Here is a 20,641-nt window from a genome sequence, read left to right on the forward strand (position 1 = left end):
CAAGTGCGGAATGTCAAATAAAAAACGCTCTCCAATTCCGTAATAAAACAGGAATCAAAGAGCGTTTATATGTTAATAAAGAAAGATCTAAAGCGACTCCTTCTTGTAATAAGATTTTAAATTAGTAAGCATGATCTCAGTCATTTCATCAAGAGCAATCTTACTGCTCCATCCCCAATCCTCTTGAGCAGCACTATCGTCAACACTATTCGGCCATGTGTCTGCAATATCTTGTCTGAAATCCGGATTGTAATCCAGTTTGAAATCCGGAATATGCTTCTGAATGCTCACTTCCATATCTTCCGGAGCAAAGCTCATTCCGCTTAAGTTGTATGACGAACGTATTTTAACAGCCTCGCGATCCGCATCCATGATACTGATGGTAGCATGAATAGCATCATCCATATACATCATAGGTAAATAGGTGCCTTGATCTAAAAAGCTGGTGTATTGCCCGTCTGTTAATGCTTTGTGATAAATATCTACCGCATAATCCGTAGTACCACCACCAGGTAACGTCTTATAACTGATCAAACCAGGATACCTGATGCTTCGTACATCAACCCCATACTTGTTGAAATAATACTCACACCAACGCTCTCCCGCTTGTTTGCTGATACCATAAACTGTTGTAGGCTCCATGATCGTACGCTGTGGCGTATGGTCTTTTGGAGTAGTCGGACCGAAAACAGCAATCGAACTTGGCCAGAACACCTTCTCGATCTTCTTATCACGAGCCAGGTTCAGCACGTGAAGTAAAGAATTCATGTTCAGATCCCATGCCTTTAATGGATGCTTCTCCGCAACCGCAGAAAGCATCGCCGCCATTAAATAAACATCTGTAATCTGATGTTTTTCAACAATCTTCTCAATAGCCGCGCTGTCAGTAGCATCTAAAATTTCAAAAGGACCGGCCTGCATTAATTCCTCATTACCTTCACGGATATCTGAAGCAATTACCGCGTCTTTACCATATCTATCTCTTAGTGCAACCGTTAGTTCAGTTCCTATTTGCCCGCAAGCACCAATAATTAAAATATTTGGCATTACCTGTTGTGTTTTAAAATATGGACGCAAATTTAGTCATTACATTCAGATTATGATACTATTTCTTGAAAATATCTATACATCAAGCCTTAAAAAGAAACTATACGAAATAAATAAACCGTTGTTTAGTTTCTTTTTGCGGAGTCTCTAAAGTTTAAAAATGTACTATATTCGCATCTATGAATAGATACATTGTATTAGTATTACTGTCATCCTTCCTCATCGTATCATGCGGTAATAAAAAGGATACAGAGCAGGGAGCAGAACAAGGAGAGCAACAGGAGGTTGCAGCCAAGCAGTCTGTACCCGAAATAATGACTTTTGATGCCAGCGTTCAGGAGCAGATAGGGGAATGGGAAGCGTGGGAACTTTTCAATGAAGAAATGACCAAGTTCCAGAAATTGCAAGCCGATAACCTATCCTTGTCCTTAGATGAACTTATCAGGTTAATGGAGGAATTGGAAAAATCAGAATTCCCTGAAAAACTACAGATCCCTGCAATTAAAAGTAGACTGTTAGTACTAAAAACATTCATTCTGAAAACAAGATCAGTATCCGACGATCAGGGACGAGATAAAGAATTAAACAAACTGCAAGTTTCCGTCGTTACCGCTTATAACGAACTCGAAGCTCAGATGGGTGAATCTTTTAGGGAAAAAGCCTATGAAAAGGTGCTGCAAACCATTGACTCCATCGACCAAAAAATAGAAAATACCAAGAACCAAAATGAAGAGCCTGAGTAAACTTATATGCCTGCTATTGCCGATATTACTTTTCAGTCAGCAGTTACCAGCGCAAGAAAAAGAGATCAATACCCTTATAGACGCCTGGCACCTCGCTGCCGCAGAAGCCGATTTCGATAGCTACTTTTCAAAAATGACAAACGATGCCGTCTTTATCGGAACCGATCCCACCGAGAACTGGCAGCTCGAAGCCTTCAAAAAATTTGCAAAGCCCTTCTTCGATAAAGGAAAAGCATGGAGCTTTAAGGCGCTCGAAAGAAACGTTTACCTGAGTTCGGATCAAAATAGTGCCTGGTTCGATGAATTACTCGATACCCAAATGAAAATTTGCAGAGGCTCCGGCGTTCTGAAAAAAGTAAATGGCCAATGGAAAATAGCACAATATGTACTCTCCATTGCCGTACCAAATGAAAATGTTGACCAGCTCATACAAATCAAAGAAAACTTTGATAATAAGTTGATAAACAGTCTGAAACAATAAGGACCTTAGATGAGAATTTTCCTCATAAACATCTGTTAATTTCTTCGAGAACTGGAAAGTGAATTAGGTTTTTGTTTACATTGCATACAACTAAAATCTAATCACAAATTATGAAAGTTAATTTTCTAAAGCCCGTTGCCCTTGGAGCACTAACCATCGCAACAGTAGTGGCTTGTAAAACAGATGCCAAAAAAGAAGAGGTAGCTGTGGCAGAAAAAATTCCGGGTATCAACCTTGAACTCATGGATACCACAGTAAGTCCAAAAAACGATTTCTTCCGTTACGTAAACGGAAAGTGGCTCGACGATACCGAAATTCCACCTAGTAGAGCATCATGGGGTAGCTTTTATGAGCTTCGTCAGAAAACAGATGAAGATGCCCTGAATATCCTGAAACAAGCAGTGAACGATCCCAATCTCGATCCTAACTCCGATCAGGCGAAAGCAGTGTATCTGTTTCAATCCATTATGGATACTGTTTCGAGAAACGAGCAGGGAGTAGCACCATTACAACCGTATTTAGATAAAATAAATGCCATAGAAGATATCGACGGCCTACAGGCATTTCTCATAGAAATGGAACCAAAAGGAGGAGCCGGCCTATTCGGATTTGGAGTAGGAGCAGATGCCAAAGACAGTAACAAAAACAGAGCCTCTATAGGAGCGGGAGCCTTAGGTTTGCCAGACAGAGATTACTACCTTTTAGAAGATGAAGATTCTCAGGAAATCCGTGATAAATATACAGCCCACATAACCAGAATGCTTCAGTTTATCGGATACGATGAAGCGACAGCACAAAAAGAAGCAGCGCAAATTCTGGCATTCGAAACCAAATTGGCAAAACCAAGACTAGATAAAGTACAGCGCAGAGATCCAAGTTTAACCTATAATCCGACAGCGATTACCGATCTTCAGAAAATGGCCTCGTCGGTGAATTGGGAAAAATACCTGGAAGGAATAGGAGCAGCAAGTGTTGATACAGTAAATATCTCGCAATTAGATTATTTCAAATCCCTGTCCAATACCATTGCTAATGATCATATAGAGGATATTAAAGCATATCTTAGGTGGACCGCCCTCAACGATGCGGCATCAATGCTGACTACAGAGATCGAATACGCAAATTGGGAGTTCTATAGCAAAACACTCAGAGGAGCTCAGGAACAACGTGCTCGTGATGAAAGAGCCTTGCAAACGATCAACTGGACCTTAGGAGAGGCACTGGGTAAACTATATGTGGAAGAAGTATTCCCGCCGGAAGCAAAAGCACAGGCGGAAACAATGATCCAGAATATCATTAAAGCCTACGAGACTCGTATAAACGCCTTGCCTTGGATGGATGAAGAAACCAAGAAAAAAGCCATAGAAAAGCTTACCAAGACTACCATCAAAGTAGGATATCCTGATGAATGGAAAGATTACTCTGATCTCGTAGTTAAAAGTACCAAAGACGGAGGTTCCTACTTGCAAAACGGATTGAATGCAGCTGAGTGGAACTTCAAAAGAGATTTGGAAAAGCTGGGGAAACCGGTCGATAAATCAGAATGGTTCATGGCGCCACAAATTGTGAATGCCTATTACAATCCTTCGTATAATGAAATTGTATTCCCGGCAGCCATCCTGCAACCACCATTCTTCAACTTTACCGCAGATGCAGCAGTAAACTATGGAGGTATTGGAGCCGTAATAGGTCATGAGATCTCTCACGGATTTGACGATAGTGGGGCCGATTACGATGCCGATGGAAACCTGGTAAACTGGTGGACAGATAAAGACCTTGAAGAGTTTAACCGCCTTGGAGACTCGCTAGCAGCTCAGTACAGTAAAATAGAAGTGCTTCCTGGAGTACATATCAACGGTAAATTTACCTTGGGTGAAAATATTGGAGACCTGGGAGGGGTAAATGCCGCTTACGACGGACTCCAGATTCATTTAAAAGAAAACGGGAACCCTGGAGAAATAGATGGGTATACCCCTGAACAACGTTTCTTTATGTCCTGGGCTACTGTATGGAGAACAAAATCCAGGGATGAAGCCTTGAAGAATCAGGTGAAAACCGACCCGCATTCTCCGGGACGCTACAGAGCCACACAACCTTTACTAAATATTGAGGCCTTTTACGATGCCTTCGATATTACTGAAAATGACGGAATGTACCTGGCTCCTGAAGAACGTGTGAAGATCTGGTAATTGAAAAAAACATAAATAAAAAAACCGAGCTGCTTTAGCTCGGTTTTTTTATTTAATATGAAAATTATTATTGCTTGTCTGAAGCTTCAGGAGTAGCAGGAGCTTCTTTTTGCTTTACTAAGATCTCTCTGATTTGTTGCGCTAATTTGAAATTAGGAGCGATCGCCAAAGCTTCGTCTATAGTCGCTATAGCAGTGTCCAATTGTGATTTGTCCTGGTTGTATTCATACAATCCCTTCTGGTAGATGAACGCCGCTTTTATCGGCACCTGGTAAGGAGGATTGCTCTGGTAAAAAGGTAACATTTCATCATCCTTTGCATTGGCAATACCATAATCAAGATATGTTTTTGCTTCAGCCGTCTTCCCGATCTGAAGGTTCAGGTCCAGTAGGTCATAAGCCAAATATACATCAGGCTTTCGACCAAATAGAATATCGTATTGCTGAACAGCCAGTTGTGGTTGATTTAAAGCCTTAAGTGCTGCAGCTTTTACTTCTACTGCCAGGTCAGACGCCTGAGGATCCTTTTCAGTTCCTAAAAGTTTTACTGCTTGTAAGTTCTGACCGCTGTTGGCATAATAATAAGCTAAGGTATCCGTGCGTTCCTGACTCGGATTAAGAACGTTTAAATGAGTAAGCGCATTAATAGCCCCTCGCATATCACCCTGCGTTTTCATTTGCTTATAATAAGCTTCGTAATGTGTCTTTAGTTCTGTGTTAGATTGTGCAGCAGCACTGAAACAGGCCGTACCTGCAATAAAGACCAATAAAAATTTCTTCATTTTAAATATTATTGATTAATGAGTTCAATTTGCGCTAATAGTTAACAGCTTCCAAAACTATTAAAATATTTGAATTATTTTCCAAATGATTTGCTAAAGCTTTAAATGTCAGTTGTAAACTGATAATTCAATACCTCGATCACCCTGTCAGAGGCAATAGTCTTCCCCGATGATTCACCGCTATGATTAAATTGTGGCGGTTCAAGGTTCTTTTCCACTGCCTTTTGATGATAATAAGTTTCCTTAGAAGGATGCCTGGGATACGCCACATTAAAGCTCGTATTCCAGTGTTCACCTTCAAGTATTTTTATGAGAATACCTATGCAGTCATTCTGATGGACCAGGTTCACCGGAGCCTCCGGATTCGGAAGGTTTTCTTTACCCGAAAGAAAGTTAGCAGGATTCCGTTCATCGCCAATCAACCCACTGAATCTAACGATAGTGGTTTTAAAATTGCTTTGTTCGTTTAGAAAGTCTTCAACTTCTACAAGTTGCCGTCCACTCTCAGTGGTCGGTTCACGACGACTTTCTTCAGTAATTACCTCCTTACTATTGCCATAAACCGAGGTGCTGCTCACAAAAAGTACTTTTTTAACTGCCGTCTTTTCAATGGCTTTAATTAGGGTCTCGATTTTTAAGACATAGTTTTCCGCAGAAGCCCTTCTGAGCTTAGGAGGAACATTAATGATGATGGTCTCAACACCTTCGAGAAATGCATCCATATCCCCTTCGATATGATCTTCGTGTAGCGCAATCTTAAAAGGGGTGATTCCTGAATCCTTTAAGAGATTGATTTTGTCTTCAGATGTGGTCGAGCCATGAACAAGATATCCGCTTTTAACGAATTGTTTTGCCAGTGGAAGTCCAAGCCATCCACAACCCAATATGGCTATTTTGTTATTCAATACGAATTGTTTTTTTAATTATAATGGCATCGTTTAGAACAAAAGGCATCGGAATAGCATCGGAAGCCCTTTGTGGTATGTTAAAATCAATGCCGTTTAATAGATCGTTAGAAGACTCGTACAACGTAATTTCTATAGGTTCATTCACCTTGGAAACCAAATAGAGTTCCGTGTCTTCATTGTGGCTAATATAATGCGTAAGTAAACGATCGCCCCTATTTTTAAGGTAGTTTTTATCAAAAACAATTCCATTTGCATGACATTCAATAAATGGAGTCGATGAGAAAAGCTCTAATCGATTCACATGGCGATGAGGAGTAATACAAATCTTTACATGACGCTCATTATTGATCACCGTATCCTGCTTCATCCGAATGTCTGGTAGGTCAATATTTTTTACCGGTGCTTCCGAAGAATAAGTGAAACCGGTTTTATACTTACTACTGAAATGATGCCCTTCCGTAGAAGTCACCCTGTCATCCGTAATGTATTTTGAAGTCCACGAGTCCAGAGCTGTATTATAAGTGTTCCACGTGGCCTTATTAGCATCGGCATCCAGCAAATAAACCAGGCTGGTCGGATTTGGTCTGTTCTCGTCAAACCCTGAATGCACGTGAGCTTTCCCGAAATAGAATATGGCTATGATGAAAAAGATAATGGCTAAAGTTTTCTTACTCTTGTAAAACCCGAAGACCGAAAGGCTCAGCCCAAAGATTAAAACGGTTAGTAAACTGCTGGCAATTAAAATTTTTAATCCTAACGCCACCGGAAACATCTGAACAAATGGTGCAAGGATGAAAAGTCCCGGAATAGCCAAAAGAGTCAACAATAAGATACTGGGCTTCTCCTGACGTAATAAGATGCCAAAGGAAACCAGTGCAGCGATAACAGGTATGATGAAAAAACTGGCACCTTCCAAATTGAAAGCTACATAGCCACATATAACCAGCCAGAACAAAATAGGAGCCACCAGAAGATTAACAGGTCGTACCTCCTTAATCCTGCTGTATATGCCAAAACAAATAGCAATACTCAACATCGCAAAAAATGCAATATAGGAATGACCATTATAAGTAAATCCATGTAAAATGTCATTGTACTGTGGGTAAAGCCCTTTTAATAGCGGCCAGGCATAAAAACCAATAAGCGCTGATAAGGCAACGGCAGCAACAAATGCCAAAAAGCCTATGCCGACCTCTTTTAAAACGATCTTTTTGCTTCGGATGCCTGCTATGATTAAGCCGATAAAGACCAAAACAGAAAGAATGAGCATCGGTAAGATCCAGCTGAACGGATAGGTTACCATCTTAAAAAATGGGACGTTAAAAAACACAAAGTCCGTATCCGATTTAAGATCACTTAGATTTTCCTGGCTGAAATAATTTAACAATGGCATAAGGTAACTGCCCTGATGTTCCAGCGTGTTACGATCCAGACGTTCGTAATTGTCCATCGCCGTATGATAATCAAAATGATCGTCTATAAAAGCAAAATTAAAACCGTCAATATCAGCGTCCTCTCTGAAAACAGTAAGATCTGTATCGTTAGGAAGCTTCTTGTAAATGCTATAGGCCAGGGAATTGGCTACCGGGAATTCCGGATCGGCCTCAACGAAATGCTCGATGAGTTTCGAATTACTTCCGTTGGTTTCCATAAGCATATAACTCGGTCCACCGCTACCCCGGGCTTCAAAATTCAGGATTACCCCGATGTTTTCAGTCCACGGATGTTCATTAACAAAAAGCTGAGCTCCGTTTAAGCCGAGTTCTTCAGCATCGGTGATGAGTATAATGATGTCGTTTAAGGGTTTTTTGTCTGTAGCCAGGTAAGCCCTCACTCCCTCAAGAATGGCAGCAACGCCACTACCGGCATCACTAGCTCCCAGTGATGAATGCGGATTGCTGTCGTAATGAGTCATCAAGACCAGCGAGCGCCCGTTACCGGTTCCTTCAATTTTTGAAATAATATTGGTCGCCTTACTTAAATTCCCCCAGTCACCCCCGGTATATCCCTCTTGCAACTCAACTTTAAGCCCAAGTTTTTGCAGCTCCGTTACAATATAATCCCGCACAACTTTATGATTCGCTGCCCCGACAAAATGAGGTTCCTTCGAAATTTGGAGTACATGAGAAAGCGCACGTTCCGTCGAAAATTGATCATCAGGGGTAGTGGACTTAGAAATGCTCTGAGGCATTAGTGAATGAAAACTCCAGTAAGTGGCAAGTACAATAAGAAAAAAAGAGAATACAGCGGAAAGGTTCTTCATCTGGTTTTTTTTATAAAGTTATCAAAATTTTGAGCTTTGGTTAATTTTTATTTATTTAATACGTTAAAATTCAGTAAATTTAAAAAGCTAACCAAACTATTTAAAATGTAATACTATGGGGATTAAGAGTTTTCAAGGGCCGAGAGAAGAGGTAAAAAAGGAATATAAAGCGCCAATATTGGTCGAGGATTATATGACGAAGAACCTTATTACATTCAAACCGGAACAATCTGTTCTGGAAGTAATGGAGCTGTTTATAAAGCATCGCATTTCCGGAGGACCGGTAGTGGATGATATGGGAAATTTAGTCGGTATAATTTCAGAAGCCGATTGTATGAAGCAGATATCAGAAAGCCGATATTTCAATATGCCTATTCTGGAAAAAAATGTCGAGCACTTTATGACAAAAGATGTGGAAACCATCAGAAACGATGTGAGTATATTTGACGCTGCATCCCAGTTTTATAAAGGACACCGAAGAAGGTTTCCGGTAGTGGAGGATGGGAGACTTGTCGGTCAGATAAGTAGAAAGGATATCGTTAAAGCCGCACTGCGTTTAAGCGGTCAAAACTGGTAAAAACTGATATTTGTACAAAAATACTTTATCAACCGTTTCGTTTCACAAGCATATAATAATCATGATCCAAAGGAAGGTAACCTAAGTCGTATACGAAGTAATAGGTGGTCCCGCTTTTGGTATGATATAGGTTTGTGACATATTCAAAGTCAAAGCCTTTGTCTAAAAGCATCGACTTGGTCGTCTTGCGTTTTCCGTTCGGATTCAATTCCTCGAGAATTCGATAGTTCTTTTTAAGTCGATTGTTAATGTTCCTGATGAGGTTTTTACTTTTCTTATTTAACCTGTTGTTATAAGCATTACGGCAATAATCATTGCAAAATTTCTTGTCAGCTCTGCCATTTATTTTGGTATTGCATTCAAGACAAACACGCTCCATAACTATTTCTTTTTGTAATTAAATACAAGTTCAGAAAGTGCACCCGATTTATCTTTAGAGGCCACATAAACAATCATTTCCCGAGCACCCCGCTTTTCAAAGGTTAGTCCGTCGAAATAGATTCGATTCCCCGATTTGGAAATAAACGGAAAATCAACAGTTTCATCTTGCTTTTCCCATCCGTGAAGATGCTTGTCAAAATGCTTTAATTGCAAAAGGAGAGAATGGTCAACTTCTTTAATATAACCAAGTTCGTAGAATACCACTTCATCATTGGCGGTTAGCTTAAAGGAAAACATCATGGAGCGACCCATAGGAGCACTCCATATTTCCTCTGCAGTTCCGCCTAATGCTGCGCCTTGCCAATACCCTTCAAGCCATGCTACCTCCTCAATACTTGCCTTAACAGGAGTGTGATCCTCACTTATAGTTAAAGTGTTGGCAGTTTGTGAAAACGCATAAAAATTAAGTAAGCAAAGTACAACAGTGGCCTTAAACTTCATTTTGTCATGGTTCTACATGACCCCAGTTTTCTCCCGATTTGATCCGGTATAATTGCATTTCAGATATTCCAAATTGTTTGGCAATAAGTCGCAATCGAGTTCGGCGATTGGGGTCGTTAATTTTTCTTTTGATAAGCCTTACCTTGGCTTCGTTCAGCTTGCTGTAGGTAGGCTTCGTCTTTTGACGCTCCTTAGCAGCGATAACTTTTGGATTTTTGCTATTGTGCTTGGTCAATTCCTTTTGGGTTGCCCACTCCAGGTTCTGCACAAAATTATTGTCCTTGACAAAGTCTTTGTGGATAACAAACTTCTTTTCCTCAGGATTCTCTAAGAATAATTCCGCAACAGCCCTGTGAATAAAGATGATCTCATTTTTGCCATCTTTCTTAATTGCTGTTGTGGCAGGATATCCACCAACCTTTCCAGGTTCTAAAAGTTTTCCGTCCGGATCCGCTTTGTAGCTGATGATCCGACCGTAATTGGAGACCTTATAACGTTCGTTTTTCTTCCAAACGTCTTTACTGAGGTCTTTCCAGATCTCATTCTTTAAATTAATAATCATTATTTCAAGGTTTAAGGGGGTCCTAAAAATACAAAAAAAAATATGAATTATAACCGACTACAAACGTTTACAATCGCTTATAAACGAAAGTAACTGCTTATTATACGATTATCATAACCCACCTCATTCATATTTGCCTAACGAAACCAGAACAAATAATAGTTCATTTAAATTTTTATATCATGAAAACACTTAGAAACAGAGTACAACTCATCGGAAACCTCGGAAACGATCCGGAAATTATTAACCTTGAAAGTGGCAAGAAACTGGCCAAATTTTCCATAGCGACCAATGATAGTTATCGAAATGCTAAGGGTGAATTAATTCAGGAAACGCAATGGCATAATATAGTGGCCTGGGGTAAAACCGCTGAAATAACAGAAAAGTACTTGAACAAAGGAAAAGAAGTAGCCATCGATGGTAAATTAACTTCCCGCAGTTATGAAACTAAAGAAGGCACAAAACGTTACATTACCGAGATCAGTTGCAATGAACTTCTGATGCTGGGTAAGTAATTGGGGTTAGTTGAGAAAAAGGGTCGTGTGGCAGCACGACCCTTTTTTGTTAAACTAAACAACTAACTAACGATAAAGCATGTTAGACTTTACCTTTCTGTATATACTGTCATTATTTTTCTTAAACTGTAATTCCACGGTATTCCAATCAGTCGCCCATCCTTTTTTGATATTGTTGATATACAATATCTGCAACTTATGAAAACCTTTCTGCAATGCAATCATACCTTGTTTTGGGTGTTTCCTGATACTGTTGGCATTGTCTATAACTAAACTGTCACCAATCCATATGCGATCCTGTAAACTGGAAAAGGTGTACAGATGGTCTTCCGGGATTTCGATCATACCCTCCAATATCACTGCCTTAAATTGGGTCGAATCGATAGAATGCCCCCAATAATAGGTTTTGTTGGCCGCGGCTAATGAATCTATAACCCCCGCGCTTTTGAATAATTCCGGATTAATCTGATCCGGATCATTGAAAATGCCTTTGGCAATACTCATCTCAAGCCCCTGACCCGCAGGAATCGTATCTAAAGATGCCTTTAGTTTGGTTTTAACGATCTTAAATTCATTTACTAAACTTACCTTTCCGTGATCTAGTACAGACGCTATTTTTAAAGTGGTATTTTCCTTAAAGTTGAAAGGCCCCTCGTATACCTGGCTATCCATCGTTGGAGAGGTGCCATCCGTGGTATATACCATCTTTACCGGCTGCGTCGTATGAAACGGGATCGTAATACTGTCAAGGAACTTTAAAGTCCTGGTTTCAGGCCCCTCTGGTAATGGAATATGATAATTAACCTCCAATGCATCCAGCTTTGGATATAGCTGATTTAACCTCTTTAAAAAATCTTCGTAATCGTGCTCCCTACTCCATAAGGATTCAGAAAGTGCAATGGCTCGGGGATACATTAAATAAGCTAACATCGAATCTTGCTCCACATATTCGGTCCATACATTGGCCTGAGCACCCAAAATATGATGTTGCCTGCTTGCCTCAATCTCATGAGGGATAGGATCGTATTGATATACCTTCTTTAATGGAACATCGCCCCCGAAAGCCATGGGCTCCACATTGAGATCACCCTGGTAAAAATTTAAATACAAATAACTGGAAGGAGTCATAATAACATCATGGCCCGCATTAGCAGCTTTAATACCTCCTTCTTCTCCCTGCCACGACATGATATTAGTGGTCGCAGTAATCCCGCCCTCCAGGATCTCATCCCAACCAATCATCTTCTTATCATGCGCATGAAGCATTTTTTCTACTTCAGCCATTACATAACTCTTTAATTCATGCTCATTGGCTAAGCCATACTGTTTCATTTTTTGCTGACATAAAGAACATAACTTCCATTTATCTGTAGGAGTTTCATCTCCACCCATATGATAGTATTCATAAGGGAACATAGTAGCCATTTCATCGATGACCGTCGACATAAAAGTATAGGTGTCCTCCTTTCCGGCGCATAAAATATTTGTCTCTACACCCCATAAGGTTCTTACCTCATAGTGCTTAGGGGTACAAGCTAAATTTGGATAAGCCGCCAGAGCAGCCATCATATGACCCGGGATATCAAATTCCGGAACCACATCAATAAATCGTTCCCTGGCGTAGTTCACTACATCTTTGATCTCTTCCTGAGTATAGTAACCCCCATAAATAGATCCATCGTCATCTTTGCGCTTAGAACCGATTTTAGTTAATTTCGGGTAGGCCTTTATTTCCATTCGCCAACCCTGATCGTCCGTAAGGTGCCAGTGAAATTTATTAATCTTGAACATAGAGAGTATGTCAAGGTGTTTCTTTATAAAGGCAACCGAATAAAAATGACGCGATACGTCTAACATTAAACCTCGCCATTTAAATGCAGGTTCATCAATGATTTCAGTTGCCGGTATTTGATAGTTTATTGCTTCATTCGGAAAGCCTCCTGTGCTCATTGGGAGCATTTGTAGTAAGGATTGTAACCCGTAGAATACCCCTCGCGGAGATGGAGCTGCAATGCCGATTTTGTTTTTTGAGATTTCTAAATGATAACCCTCTGGACCTAAGCTTAGCGAAGAGTCGATTTTCATTTCGATCATATTATCACTGGCATCATTTGCTCCGATCGAAAGCCCGTGCAGTTCTTGAAGCTGTTGTTTGAAATGATCCGCTATGGGTGCTAACTTCAGATCCTCAAAGTTATAAGATGTTTGATTCGATAAGAAAAAGTGTCCTTCCTTTGGTGTAATTTGGTTGGGTTGGGGTATGATGTTGATATCGTCAACAACAACAATATTGCGATCCTCTGTACAGGAAAATACAATGAGTAAAAGCAATAAAGACAGAAAGAACAATGAATACTTTTTCATAATGAAATGGTTAGACTATTTAAAATAGGTTTTTCGGTATTTTAAGATAGTACTTTTTTTAATCAGTTGAATAAGAGGCAAGCTGTGTAACCTGCCCCTTATTAGATATTATATTTGAGTGCTACTTCAATTAAAAGTTAGAATTACCAGTGTCCCACCATAACCTGGTGCCTCCGTTATCCGGACCTTTCAAGTACGAAGTAGCAATGTCAACATTAGCACCATTGGTGTTCTTCTCACTGTCGACAAAATTGATTCTTCGAATTTGAATATCAGTGTCAATTGTACCACCACTGTTGTTAACTACCACAGGAAATACCTGCGGATATCCGGTTCTTCGGTATTCGCTCCAGGCTTCCTGCCCGTCAGGAAACATCGCAATCCATTTCTGGGTAATAATCTGCTCTAATTGTTCTTCTAAGCTTCCCGCTTCGTTATAGGCAATCGTTACCGTACTCGGGTAACTATAGTCATTGGCTGCATTTAAAGCATCGACAAAGTCGGCAGGAGTACTGGTGTTATCAGCTAAATAATTGTCAACTCCGCCAACACCGTGTTGTTCGAAAGAAGCTCTGACACCATTTTCATAATTTGTTTTAGCATCTCCGGCACCAGCCCAGCCTCTTAAAGCAGCTTCAGCCTTTAAAAAATGAACCTCCGCCGAGGTCATCCATACCTTCGAAGTACCTTGTATAACCTCCCCGATCTTTGAATGACTCCCGTATTGCGACTTGGCCTCGATCTCGATCCCCATTCTGATTCCTTTGTAATCGCCCAATGAAGGATCCTCAGGTGCAGAAAAATACTTTTCGATACGACCGTCATTGAATCCTTTTAAAATAGATTCCATCTCCGAACTCATACAAATATCTCCCCATACATTACTGATGGTCTCTATCGGATGCACAAAACCGCCCATATCTACTTCCATGTCTTCGGATGCTAATAAACCCGCATTGCTGGCCAGGGCCTTTTCTCCCTCAGTTTTCGCCAGGGCCGGATCCACCTTAGAAACGCGTATGGCCAACCTTAATCGTAATGAATTAGCGAACATGCGCCACTTGGCAATATCTCCCTGGAAAGAAGACTGATCGAAGTCGACGAACTGACTGCTGCCTACTTCAGATTCTAAGCCTGATATAGCTGCATCAAGATCCGTAAAGAATGACTTATAAGCAGTTTCCTGAGAATCGTATTCCCCTGAAGTGGCAAATTCGTTGAACTTAGAATAGCGAATAGGCCCGAATACATCCGATACACGATGCATGGCCATCACCTTGATGATATTGGCAAGGTGAACAAATTTTTCGCCACTTGTGTCCCCCGATGCCGCTACAATGTCATTGATGTCTTTCGCATGAGGCATCACCCCGTTACCGCTATTTGAATCATAGGCATCGATCCAGATGAATCCGTTCCACCCGTTTACCAGGCTATAAGTCTGATTATTGATGTTACCGGCAAAAGGAGTGGGAGCCGTCATATAACCCGAAAATACATCCGCATTTAAATTTTGCTGTAACTGATAGTTCCATGCAGGTTCAACACGAATGACATTAGCAAACATCGGCGCGAACTTAGTCCCGATATGATTGTTACGCTGTGTTAAACTTTCTAATGTAATTCCATAGGGATTTGAATTGGTGTCTTCAAAACTATCAGTACAATTGGTTAAACTGAGTACCGCTAAAGAAGCAAGTGTATATTTTATTATATGATTCATTTTCTTAGAAATTTACGTTAATGTTTAACCCAATACTTCGCGTAGAAGGCTGGTTGTAGATATCGACACCTTGTAATCCAATACCGGTACTGGCAGCAATATTAGGGTCGAATGGAGCATCTTTATAGAAAAAGAAAAGGTTGTTGGCAATAAGAGAGAAATTCATGTTCTGAACAAAACTATCTTCAATGTTCAATCGGTATCCGATAGAAAGCTCGCGTAAGCTTACATTGGTAGCATCGTAAACATATTCTCCTAACATACCGTCTCTGCCGCCAACAGCATTGTAGTATTCTTGAGCCGACAGCTGAGAAGGAGCCCCGTTTTCATCAACTACGTCGATCATACCTCCGTTAGTGTTTCTCGCATTTGCGGTAGCCTGTGAAACTCCGTACTTGTCATTCACTGCCTCTGTAACACTCATCACATCACCACCAAATTTCCCGTCGATAAGGAAGCTGAAGGTCCAGTCTTTATAATCAATTGAGTTATTCCATCCTAAGGTAAAGTCCGGTTGCGCATGAGCTACCGTTTCAAAGTCTGTAGCCATTAAGGTACCTGAAGCGTTGATCACAGGGGTTCCGTTCTCATCTCTTACCACAGATCGCGCTTTAATACTACCGAAATCTTCCCCCTCTATTAATGAATATTCATATCCGTTAACCCCGCGAGCCGTAATGATAGCCTCACCATCCTGTAAAGAAGGGTGTACCGAAACAACCTTGTTGTCGTTCTGAGCAAAATTGAAGGCAGTGTTCCAGCTGAAATTGTCATTAACAATAGGCTTTCCGCTTAAAACCACCTCAAACCCGTTATTGGTGATCTCACCTGCATTTACGATGTTCTGAGGATAACCATAAGGGTTTGGCTCTGCTTGAATGAAGAAAATCTGGTTAAGTGTTTTAGTGTTGTAGTAGGTGAAATCAATTCCCAACCTTCTCTGAAAGAAATTCCATTCCGTTCCGATCTCGAACGATTTTTGTCTTTCCGGTTCAAGTGTTTCTCCTTCAATAGGAGCAAAAGGAGCCGGACTCACACCAGTGTTGGTAGCATTGATACCGTACAACGGTACCGTAGCATAAACAGGAATGTCTTTACCAACTTCCGCATATGAAGCTCTTACCTTGGCAAATGAAACCGCTTCCGGAAAAGAGATCATTTCAGTCAAAACACCCGTTAACCCCACAGATGGATAAAAGAACGATTCCGAATCCGTGTTAACTAGCGTCGAAGACCAGTCGGTTCTACCGGTAACATCTAAAAATAAAAGACCTTTATAGTCAAAATTAGCGGAAGCAAATATCGATTGTACCTCGCGGTTTCCAACCGATTGATAAATGTTGTTCGTGTTTTCGAAATTGGCAATATTAAATACATTCGGATAGTTAAGTCCTAATCCATCACGACCTGAATCAAGGTAAACCTTGTCACCAATACGATACTTGGTCATGCTGGCACCTAATAAAGCAGTAAGAGAAAAATTCTCTGACAGATCACTCGCATAGTTTGCAATGAAGTCAATATACTGCTGCGTATTCTCTGTTTTTTCCAAAATATACCTTCCGTTTTCTCCCGAGTTAACTGGATCAGTTCCGGCATATTGTCTTTTGTCGAATGTATAAAATGACTTGTCCAAACTACCTCTCGATTGTATGGAAAAGGCATCGGTGATTTGATATTTAACCGAAGCATTCGCAAGAACACGCTGGGCGATATCCTTACTCGGACTGCGATACGTTAACCAATAAGGGTTTTGCTGTATGTTCTCATCAAATGACGAAGCATATTGGTCCATCATGTTCGTCTGGGTGTTGAAATATTCGAAGGTGTCCTTGTAAATATCACGATCGATACCAACAGGGTGTAAATAATGTCCGGTTAATGAATTCGAATACAAACCGTTGGTAGGTCGGTTCCAGATGCGTTGGTCTGATAAGTTAATACTCGCAGAAACGTCGATCTTGTCATCTAAGAACTTCGCAGTTTCCCGAAGTGTAATATTATTTCTCAATAATCGGTTTTCCGGAATTACACCACTGGCAGAAGTATTGGCATAAGAAAAATAAGTCTGTGCCTTTTGGTTTCCTGCCGTCAATGACAATGCATTGATTGAAGTATACCCGGTATTAAAAAAGCTTTTGGCATCATTGCTCAAGCCGTCAGCCTTCGCTCCCCATGATTTAGGATCCGTAACACGCCCGTTCTCGGCAATAGGCTGATCCACCGAAGCAGATTGATATTCAGACTGAAGCTCTGGTAAAGACATCACATTATCAACAGTGAAACTGGTGTTGAAGTTCACTGAAAGCGCTCCTTCTTTACCGCGTTTGGTGGTAATTAAAATAACACCATTGGCACCCTGACTTCCATAAAGAGCCGAAGCAGATGCCCCCTTTAAAACAGTCATACTTTCAATATCATCAGGATTGATTAAAGACATGGCATCACCACCATCCCTGTTTCCTGTCTGACTTCCGAAGATGTCGGTTCCGGGTTCAGCTCCGTTAGAACCATTCCCGTTGTTTAACATCGGAACCCCATCGATAACATAAAGCGGATCATTGTTCGTCGTAGAGGCATTACCCCTTAATACAACCTTCACAGCACCCCCTAAACCTGAAGAACTCTTGGTGATGGTTAAACCAGCAGATTTACCCGATAAGCTGTTGATTGGGTTGGTCTGTTTTACTTTGGTGAGTTCATCACCTCCTACTTCCTGTGCCGAATAGGTCAGGGCTTTCTTCTCTTTAGATATACCAAGAGCCGTTACAATAACACCCTCTAATTGCTGGGCATCCTCCTGAAGTTGAATATTAATAGTACTGTTATTTCCAACAACGACTTCCTGGGTCTTCATTCCGATAAATGAAAACTTAAGTGTTTCGCCTTTTGAAACATCTATGGTGTAATTCCCGTCAAAGTCCGTTTGCGTACCGTTAGTGGTCCCTACGATAAGGATGTTAACCCCAGGCAAAGGGCTCCCGTCGAGGGCCGATGTTACCACCCCTGAAATGGCCACTTCCTGAGCAGACAAACAGAAGACGGAAACAAAGAATAAAATAGTTGAAGCTAAGAAATTTTGTTTCATATTGTTTGGTTTTATTTGCTCCAAAGTAGGGTAACGCCCATGCTTAAAAATTTTTTTTATACAAACGACAACGTTTTCGTAATAAACAACAGCACCTTTTAGACATTGCGTAAATGGCATTTTTTATATTTTTCACTTTTTTGATTTATAGCACGTATAGTTGTATATTTTCGCCTCATTTGCTGATGAAAACTTAATATTTTGTTCATTTTTATTCATATTTCTCAATGAAAGATCAAGTCGCCAATAGAACCATCCCCATGAAATATCACTTGTATTTCTGGATTGCCTATTTCCTTTTTAATGTGGTGCGCTGGGGAAGCTACTTCGATGATTACTGGTACTCCTTTAAATCAAATCTGGTTGAGTTTCCCTTACATATATTGGTGGTCTACTTCAATATTTATTTCTTGATCCCCAGGTTTATTCTGAAAAAGAAATATTTAGAATATGCCGTCCTCTTCGTTATTTGCCTCGGAGCCCATTACGTAATTAGATCCGGTCTTAACTTTTGGTTGGTTACCGAAGATATCTGGCCCGAAGCGGAAGGCGGACAAAGACCGTTTGGGTTTAACCATATTGTAGCCGTAGTGGTTGGAGAATTATACGTGGTCGGACTAACATCAGCCATTAAATTCTTCGCTGATTATATTTATGAACGCAATCAAAATCAACAACTAAGAGAACTGCAGTATCAGACAGAATTAAAATACTTGAAATCGCAAATTCAACCGCATTTTTACTTTAATACACTCAATAACCTATACGCGCTAACGCTTAAAAAATCCTCCCTGGCATCAGATGTCGTGCTAAAGCTCTCAGAAATAATGCAATACATTATATATGATGCCAATAAAAAGAAAGTAGACCTTATACAGGAAATCAATTACATCGATAATTATGTTGAACTGGAGAAGATCCGTTTTGGTAATTTGGTAGATATAAATATCGGTATCAGTGGAGATATTGATAATATAAAAGTCGCCCCGCTGATCTTTCTCCCGTTTATCGAAAATGCTTTTAAACATGGACTAAGAAACACCAATGGGATGACCCTGGATATCGACTTTGAAAGACTCGACGGACAGTTGCTTTTTAAATGTAAAAACACCTTCAATGCCAATGCGAGATCGAACAATATAAATGGAATCGGGGTTAAAAATGTAGAGAGAAGATTAGATATTTTATATGGTAATAAGCATAAGTTAGATATATTTGACAAGGATGATACATATGAAGTACTGTTGCAAGTACCAATAAAGTAAAAAAACACATGGATATCAGATGCCTTATAATCGATGATGAAGCCTTAGCCATTAGTGTAATTCAAACACATCTGGAAGATTTAAAGAATATTGAAATTGCAGGAGTGTTCAACAATCCGATAGATGCCTTACCTGCCCTGGAAAAAGGAAATATTGATGTTATTTTCCTGGATATTAATATGCCCCGAATGAGTGGTTTGGAATTTCTTAAAACGCTTCCTGAATACCCGCAAATAATCCTAACAACCGCCTATAAAGAATACGCCCTCGAAAGCTATGAGTTCGACGTGCTGGACTACCTCGTGAAACCAATTCCTTTCAGTAGGTTCCTGAAAGCAATCAACAAACTAAAAAATGTGCTGGCCGAAAAAAGAGGGGAACAAAATGGCTTTAAACAAGACAGCCACTTATTTCTGAAAGTGGATAAAAAACTGGTTAAAGTATACCTGAAAGATATCCTCTTTATTGAAAGCTTAAAAGATTATATAAAAGTAACCACGGTCGAAGGTACCTATGTCTCTCATAAGTCCATTAGCAGTATCACCGAAGAATTGCCGGATGAATGTTTCGTCCGCGTCCATAAATCCTATACCATAGCGATCGATAAGGTTAAATTACTGGAAGGGAATATGATCCAGATTCATAATAAAAGAATCCCGATAGGAAGAAATTTTGCAGCTAATGCCAAACAGAAAATACTCAAAGACAGAGGCAATCTTCTAACCGATTAACCCCAGGTCTATGGGCGAACAAAAACTCAAACTTTTGTTAAAGAGCGAGGTAAAACCATTTTTTTTGTACTTTTGATTTCGAAATGAAGGAATACTTCCATAAAATATCATCCATGACCATGGCACTTTTAGTGCTCTTCTCAACCGTGTCTTTTGCCGTGAGCAAACACTATTGTGGTGATTTTTTAGTGGATGTGGCAGTAGTAACACAAGCTGAAACTTGTGGGATGCAACTTCAACAATCGAGTAAAGATGACGAGTGTTCTTTTCAAAAATCCTCTTGTTGTACCGACCAGATTAAATTGGTCGAAGGACAAGATGAAGTAAAAACCTCAGTAAATGATCTCGATTTTCAACAGCAGGTTTTCTTAGCCTCTTTTGTTTATACCTATATTAACCTATTTGAGGGGCTGGAACAAAATGTAATCCCTCATAAAAATTACCCGCCTCCATTCCTAGTCAAGGATATCCATATCCTTGATGAAGTCTTTTTAATCTGATTGATGTATTGATTTTAATGCA

Annotated in this window: 18 protein-coding genes; 8 read left to right on the top strand and 10 right to left on the bottom strand. The window is 40.2% G+C overall.

Annotated elements, in window-relative coordinates:
* Positions 1-87 precede the first annotated feature (87 nt).
* Entirely contained in the window at positions 88-1,047 is a 960-nt protein-coding gene (locus P278_RS15315; RefSeq protein WP_038268776.1) for an NAD-dependent epimerase/dehydratase family protein, read from the bottom strand.
* Positions 1,048-1,226: 179 nt separating this feature from the next.
* Between P278_RS15315 and P278_RS15320 the strand changes: the two genes are divergently transcribed.
* The 3 genes from P278_RS15320 (at position 1,227) to P278_RS15330 (ending at position 4,460) form a co-directional block, all read left to right on the top strand.
* The gene (locus P278_RS15320) at positions 1,227-1,790 is read left to right on the top strand and encodes a hypothetical protein (RefSeq protein WP_038268777.1); all 564 of its coding nucleotides are present in this window, start codon (positions 1,227-1,229) and stop codon (positions 1,788-1,790) included.
* On the top strand, positions 1,774-2,271 hold the full coding sequence (locus P278_RS15325) for a nuclear transport factor 2 family protein (protein WP_051413617.1): 498 nt from the start codon (positions 1,774-1,776) through the stop codon (positions 2,269-2,271). Before P278_RS15320 ends, P278_RS15325 begins: the two co-directional genes overlap by 17 nt.
* Positions 2,272-2,381: 110 nt before the next feature.
* Positions 2,382-4,460, top strand: coding sequence for a M13 family metallopeptidase (locus P278_RS15330; protein ID WP_038268779.1), 2,079 nt, complete (start codon positions 2,382-2,384; stop codon positions 4,458-4,460).
* Positions 4,461-4,527: 67 nt separating this feature from the next.
* On the opposite strand, the gene P278_RS15335 is transcribed toward P278_RS15330, so the two are convergent.
* The 3 genes from P278_RS15335 to P278_RS15345 all read right to left on the bottom strand — a co-directional run bounded on the left by P278_RS15335 (position 4,528) and on the right by P278_RS15345 (position 8,412).
* Positions 4,528-5,241 (bottom strand): hypothetical protein, encoded by a 714-nt coding sequence (locus P278_RS15335; protein WP_038268781.1) that lies wholly within the window; start codon positions 5,239-5,241, stop codon positions 4,528-4,530.
* A 101-nt stretch (positions 5,242-5,342) separates the two neighbouring features.
* Positions 5,343-6,146 (bottom strand): NAD(P)H-binding protein, encoded by an 804-nt coding sequence (locus P278_RS15340; protein ID WP_038268783.1) that lies wholly within the window; start codon positions 6,144-6,146, stop codon positions 5,343-5,345.
* Complete coding sequence (locus P278_RS15345; protein ID WP_038268786.1) at positions 6,139-8,412, bottom strand: M28 family peptidase; 2,274 nt, start codon at positions 8,410-8,412, stop codon at positions 6,139-6,141. The genes P278_RS15340 and P278_RS15345 overlap by 8 nt, the downstream gene beginning before the upstream one ends.
* A gap of 115 nt (positions 8,413-8,527) precedes the next feature.
* On the opposite strand from P278_RS15345, the gene P278_RS15350 reads away from it, so the two are divergent.
* On the top strand, positions 8,528-8,989 hold the full coding sequence (locus P278_RS15350) for a CBS domain-containing protein (RefSeq protein ID WP_038268788.1): 462 nt from the start codon (positions 8,528-8,530) through the stop codon (positions 8,987-8,989).
* A 28-nt stretch (positions 8,990-9,017) separates the two neighbouring features.
* Here P278_RS15350 and P278_RS15355 read toward each other — a convergent pair whose 3' ends face one another.
* From P278_RS15355 to P278_RS15365, 3 genes are read right to left on the bottom strand one after another with little or no spacing between them, the layout of a single operon-like run.
* Positions 9,018-9,368, bottom strand: coding sequence for a hypothetical protein (locus tag P278_RS15355; protein WP_038268790.1), 351 nt, complete (start codon positions 9,366-9,368; stop codon positions 9,018-9,020).
* A gap of 2 nt (positions 9,369-9,370) precedes the next feature.
* Positions 9,371-9,871, bottom strand: coding sequence for a DUF6265 family protein (locus P278_RS15360; RefSeq protein WP_038268792.1), 501 nt, complete (start codon positions 9,869-9,871; stop codon positions 9,371-9,373).
* A gap of 4 nt (positions 9,872-9,875) precedes the next feature.
* Entirely contained in the window at positions 9,876-10,433 is a 558-nt protein-coding gene (locus P278_RS15365; RefSeq protein WP_038268794.1) for an NUMOD4 domain-containing protein, read from the bottom strand.
* Positions 10,434-10,615: 182 nt separating this feature from the next.
* On the opposite strand from P278_RS15365, the gene P278_RS15370 reads away from it, so the two are divergent.
* Positions 10,616-10,948 carry a single-stranded DNA-binding protein gene (locus tag P278_RS15370; RefSeq protein ID WP_038268797.1) on the top strand — a complete coding sequence of 111 codons (333 nt, stop codon included), beginning with the start codon at positions 10,616-10,618 and terminating at the stop codon, positions 10,946-10,948.
* A 66-nt stretch (positions 10,949-11,014) separates the two neighbouring features.
* On the opposite strand, the gene P278_RS15375 is transcribed toward P278_RS15370, so the two are convergent.
* From P278_RS15375 to P278_RS15385, 3 genes are all read right to left on the bottom strand, one after another.
* Positions 11,015-13,312 carry a family 20 glycosylhydrolase gene (locus P278_RS15375; protein ID WP_038268800.1) on the bottom strand — a complete coding sequence of 766 codons (2,298 nt, stop codon included), beginning with the start codon at positions 13,310-13,312 and terminating at the stop codon, positions 11,015-11,017.
* Positions 13,313-13,442: 130 nt separating this feature from the next.
* Positions 13,443-15,035 (bottom strand): RagB/SusD family nutrient uptake outer membrane protein, encoded by a 1,593-nt coding sequence (locus tag P278_RS15380; protein ID WP_038268802.1) that lies wholly within the window; start codon positions 15,033-15,035, stop codon positions 13,443-13,445.
* 4 nt (positions 15,036-15,039) lie between these two features.
* A complete protein-coding gene (locus P278_RS15385) occupies positions 15,040-18,123 on the bottom strand; it encodes a SusC/RagA family TonB-linked outer membrane protein (RefSeq protein WP_038268803.1) in 3,084 nt (1,027 codons plus the stop codon).
* Positions 18,124-18,350: 227 nt separating this feature from the next.
* Between P278_RS15385 and P278_RS15390 the strand changes: the two genes are divergently transcribed.
* From P278_RS15390 to P278_RS15400, 3 genes are all read left to right on the top strand, one after another.
* Positions 18,351-19,388: a sensor histidine kinase gene (locus P278_RS15390; protein WP_038268804.1), complete on the top strand. Its 1,038-nt coding sequence runs from the start codon at positions 18,351-18,353 to the stop codon at positions 19,386-19,388.
* 8 nt (positions 19,389-19,396) lie between these two features.
* Positions 19,397-20,119: a LytR/AlgR family response regulator transcription factor gene (locus P278_RS15395; RefSeq protein ID WP_038268805.1), complete on the top strand. Its 723-nt coding sequence runs from the start codon at positions 19,397-19,399 to the stop codon at positions 20,117-20,119.
* Between the two features lie 83 nt (positions 20,120-20,202).
* The gene (locus P278_RS15400; RefSeq protein WP_038268806.1) at positions 20,203-20,619 is read left to right on the top strand and encodes an HYC_CC_PP family protein; all 417 of its coding nucleotides are present in this window, start codon (positions 20,203-20,205) and stop codon (positions 20,617-20,619) included.
* Positions 20,620-20,641 lie beyond the last annotated feature (22 nt).

The organism is Zhouia amylolytica AD3 (genome assembly GCF_000511935.2).
GTDB lineage: Bacteria > Bacteroidota > Bacteroidia > Flavobacteriales > Flavobacteriaceae > Zhouia > Zhouia amylolytica.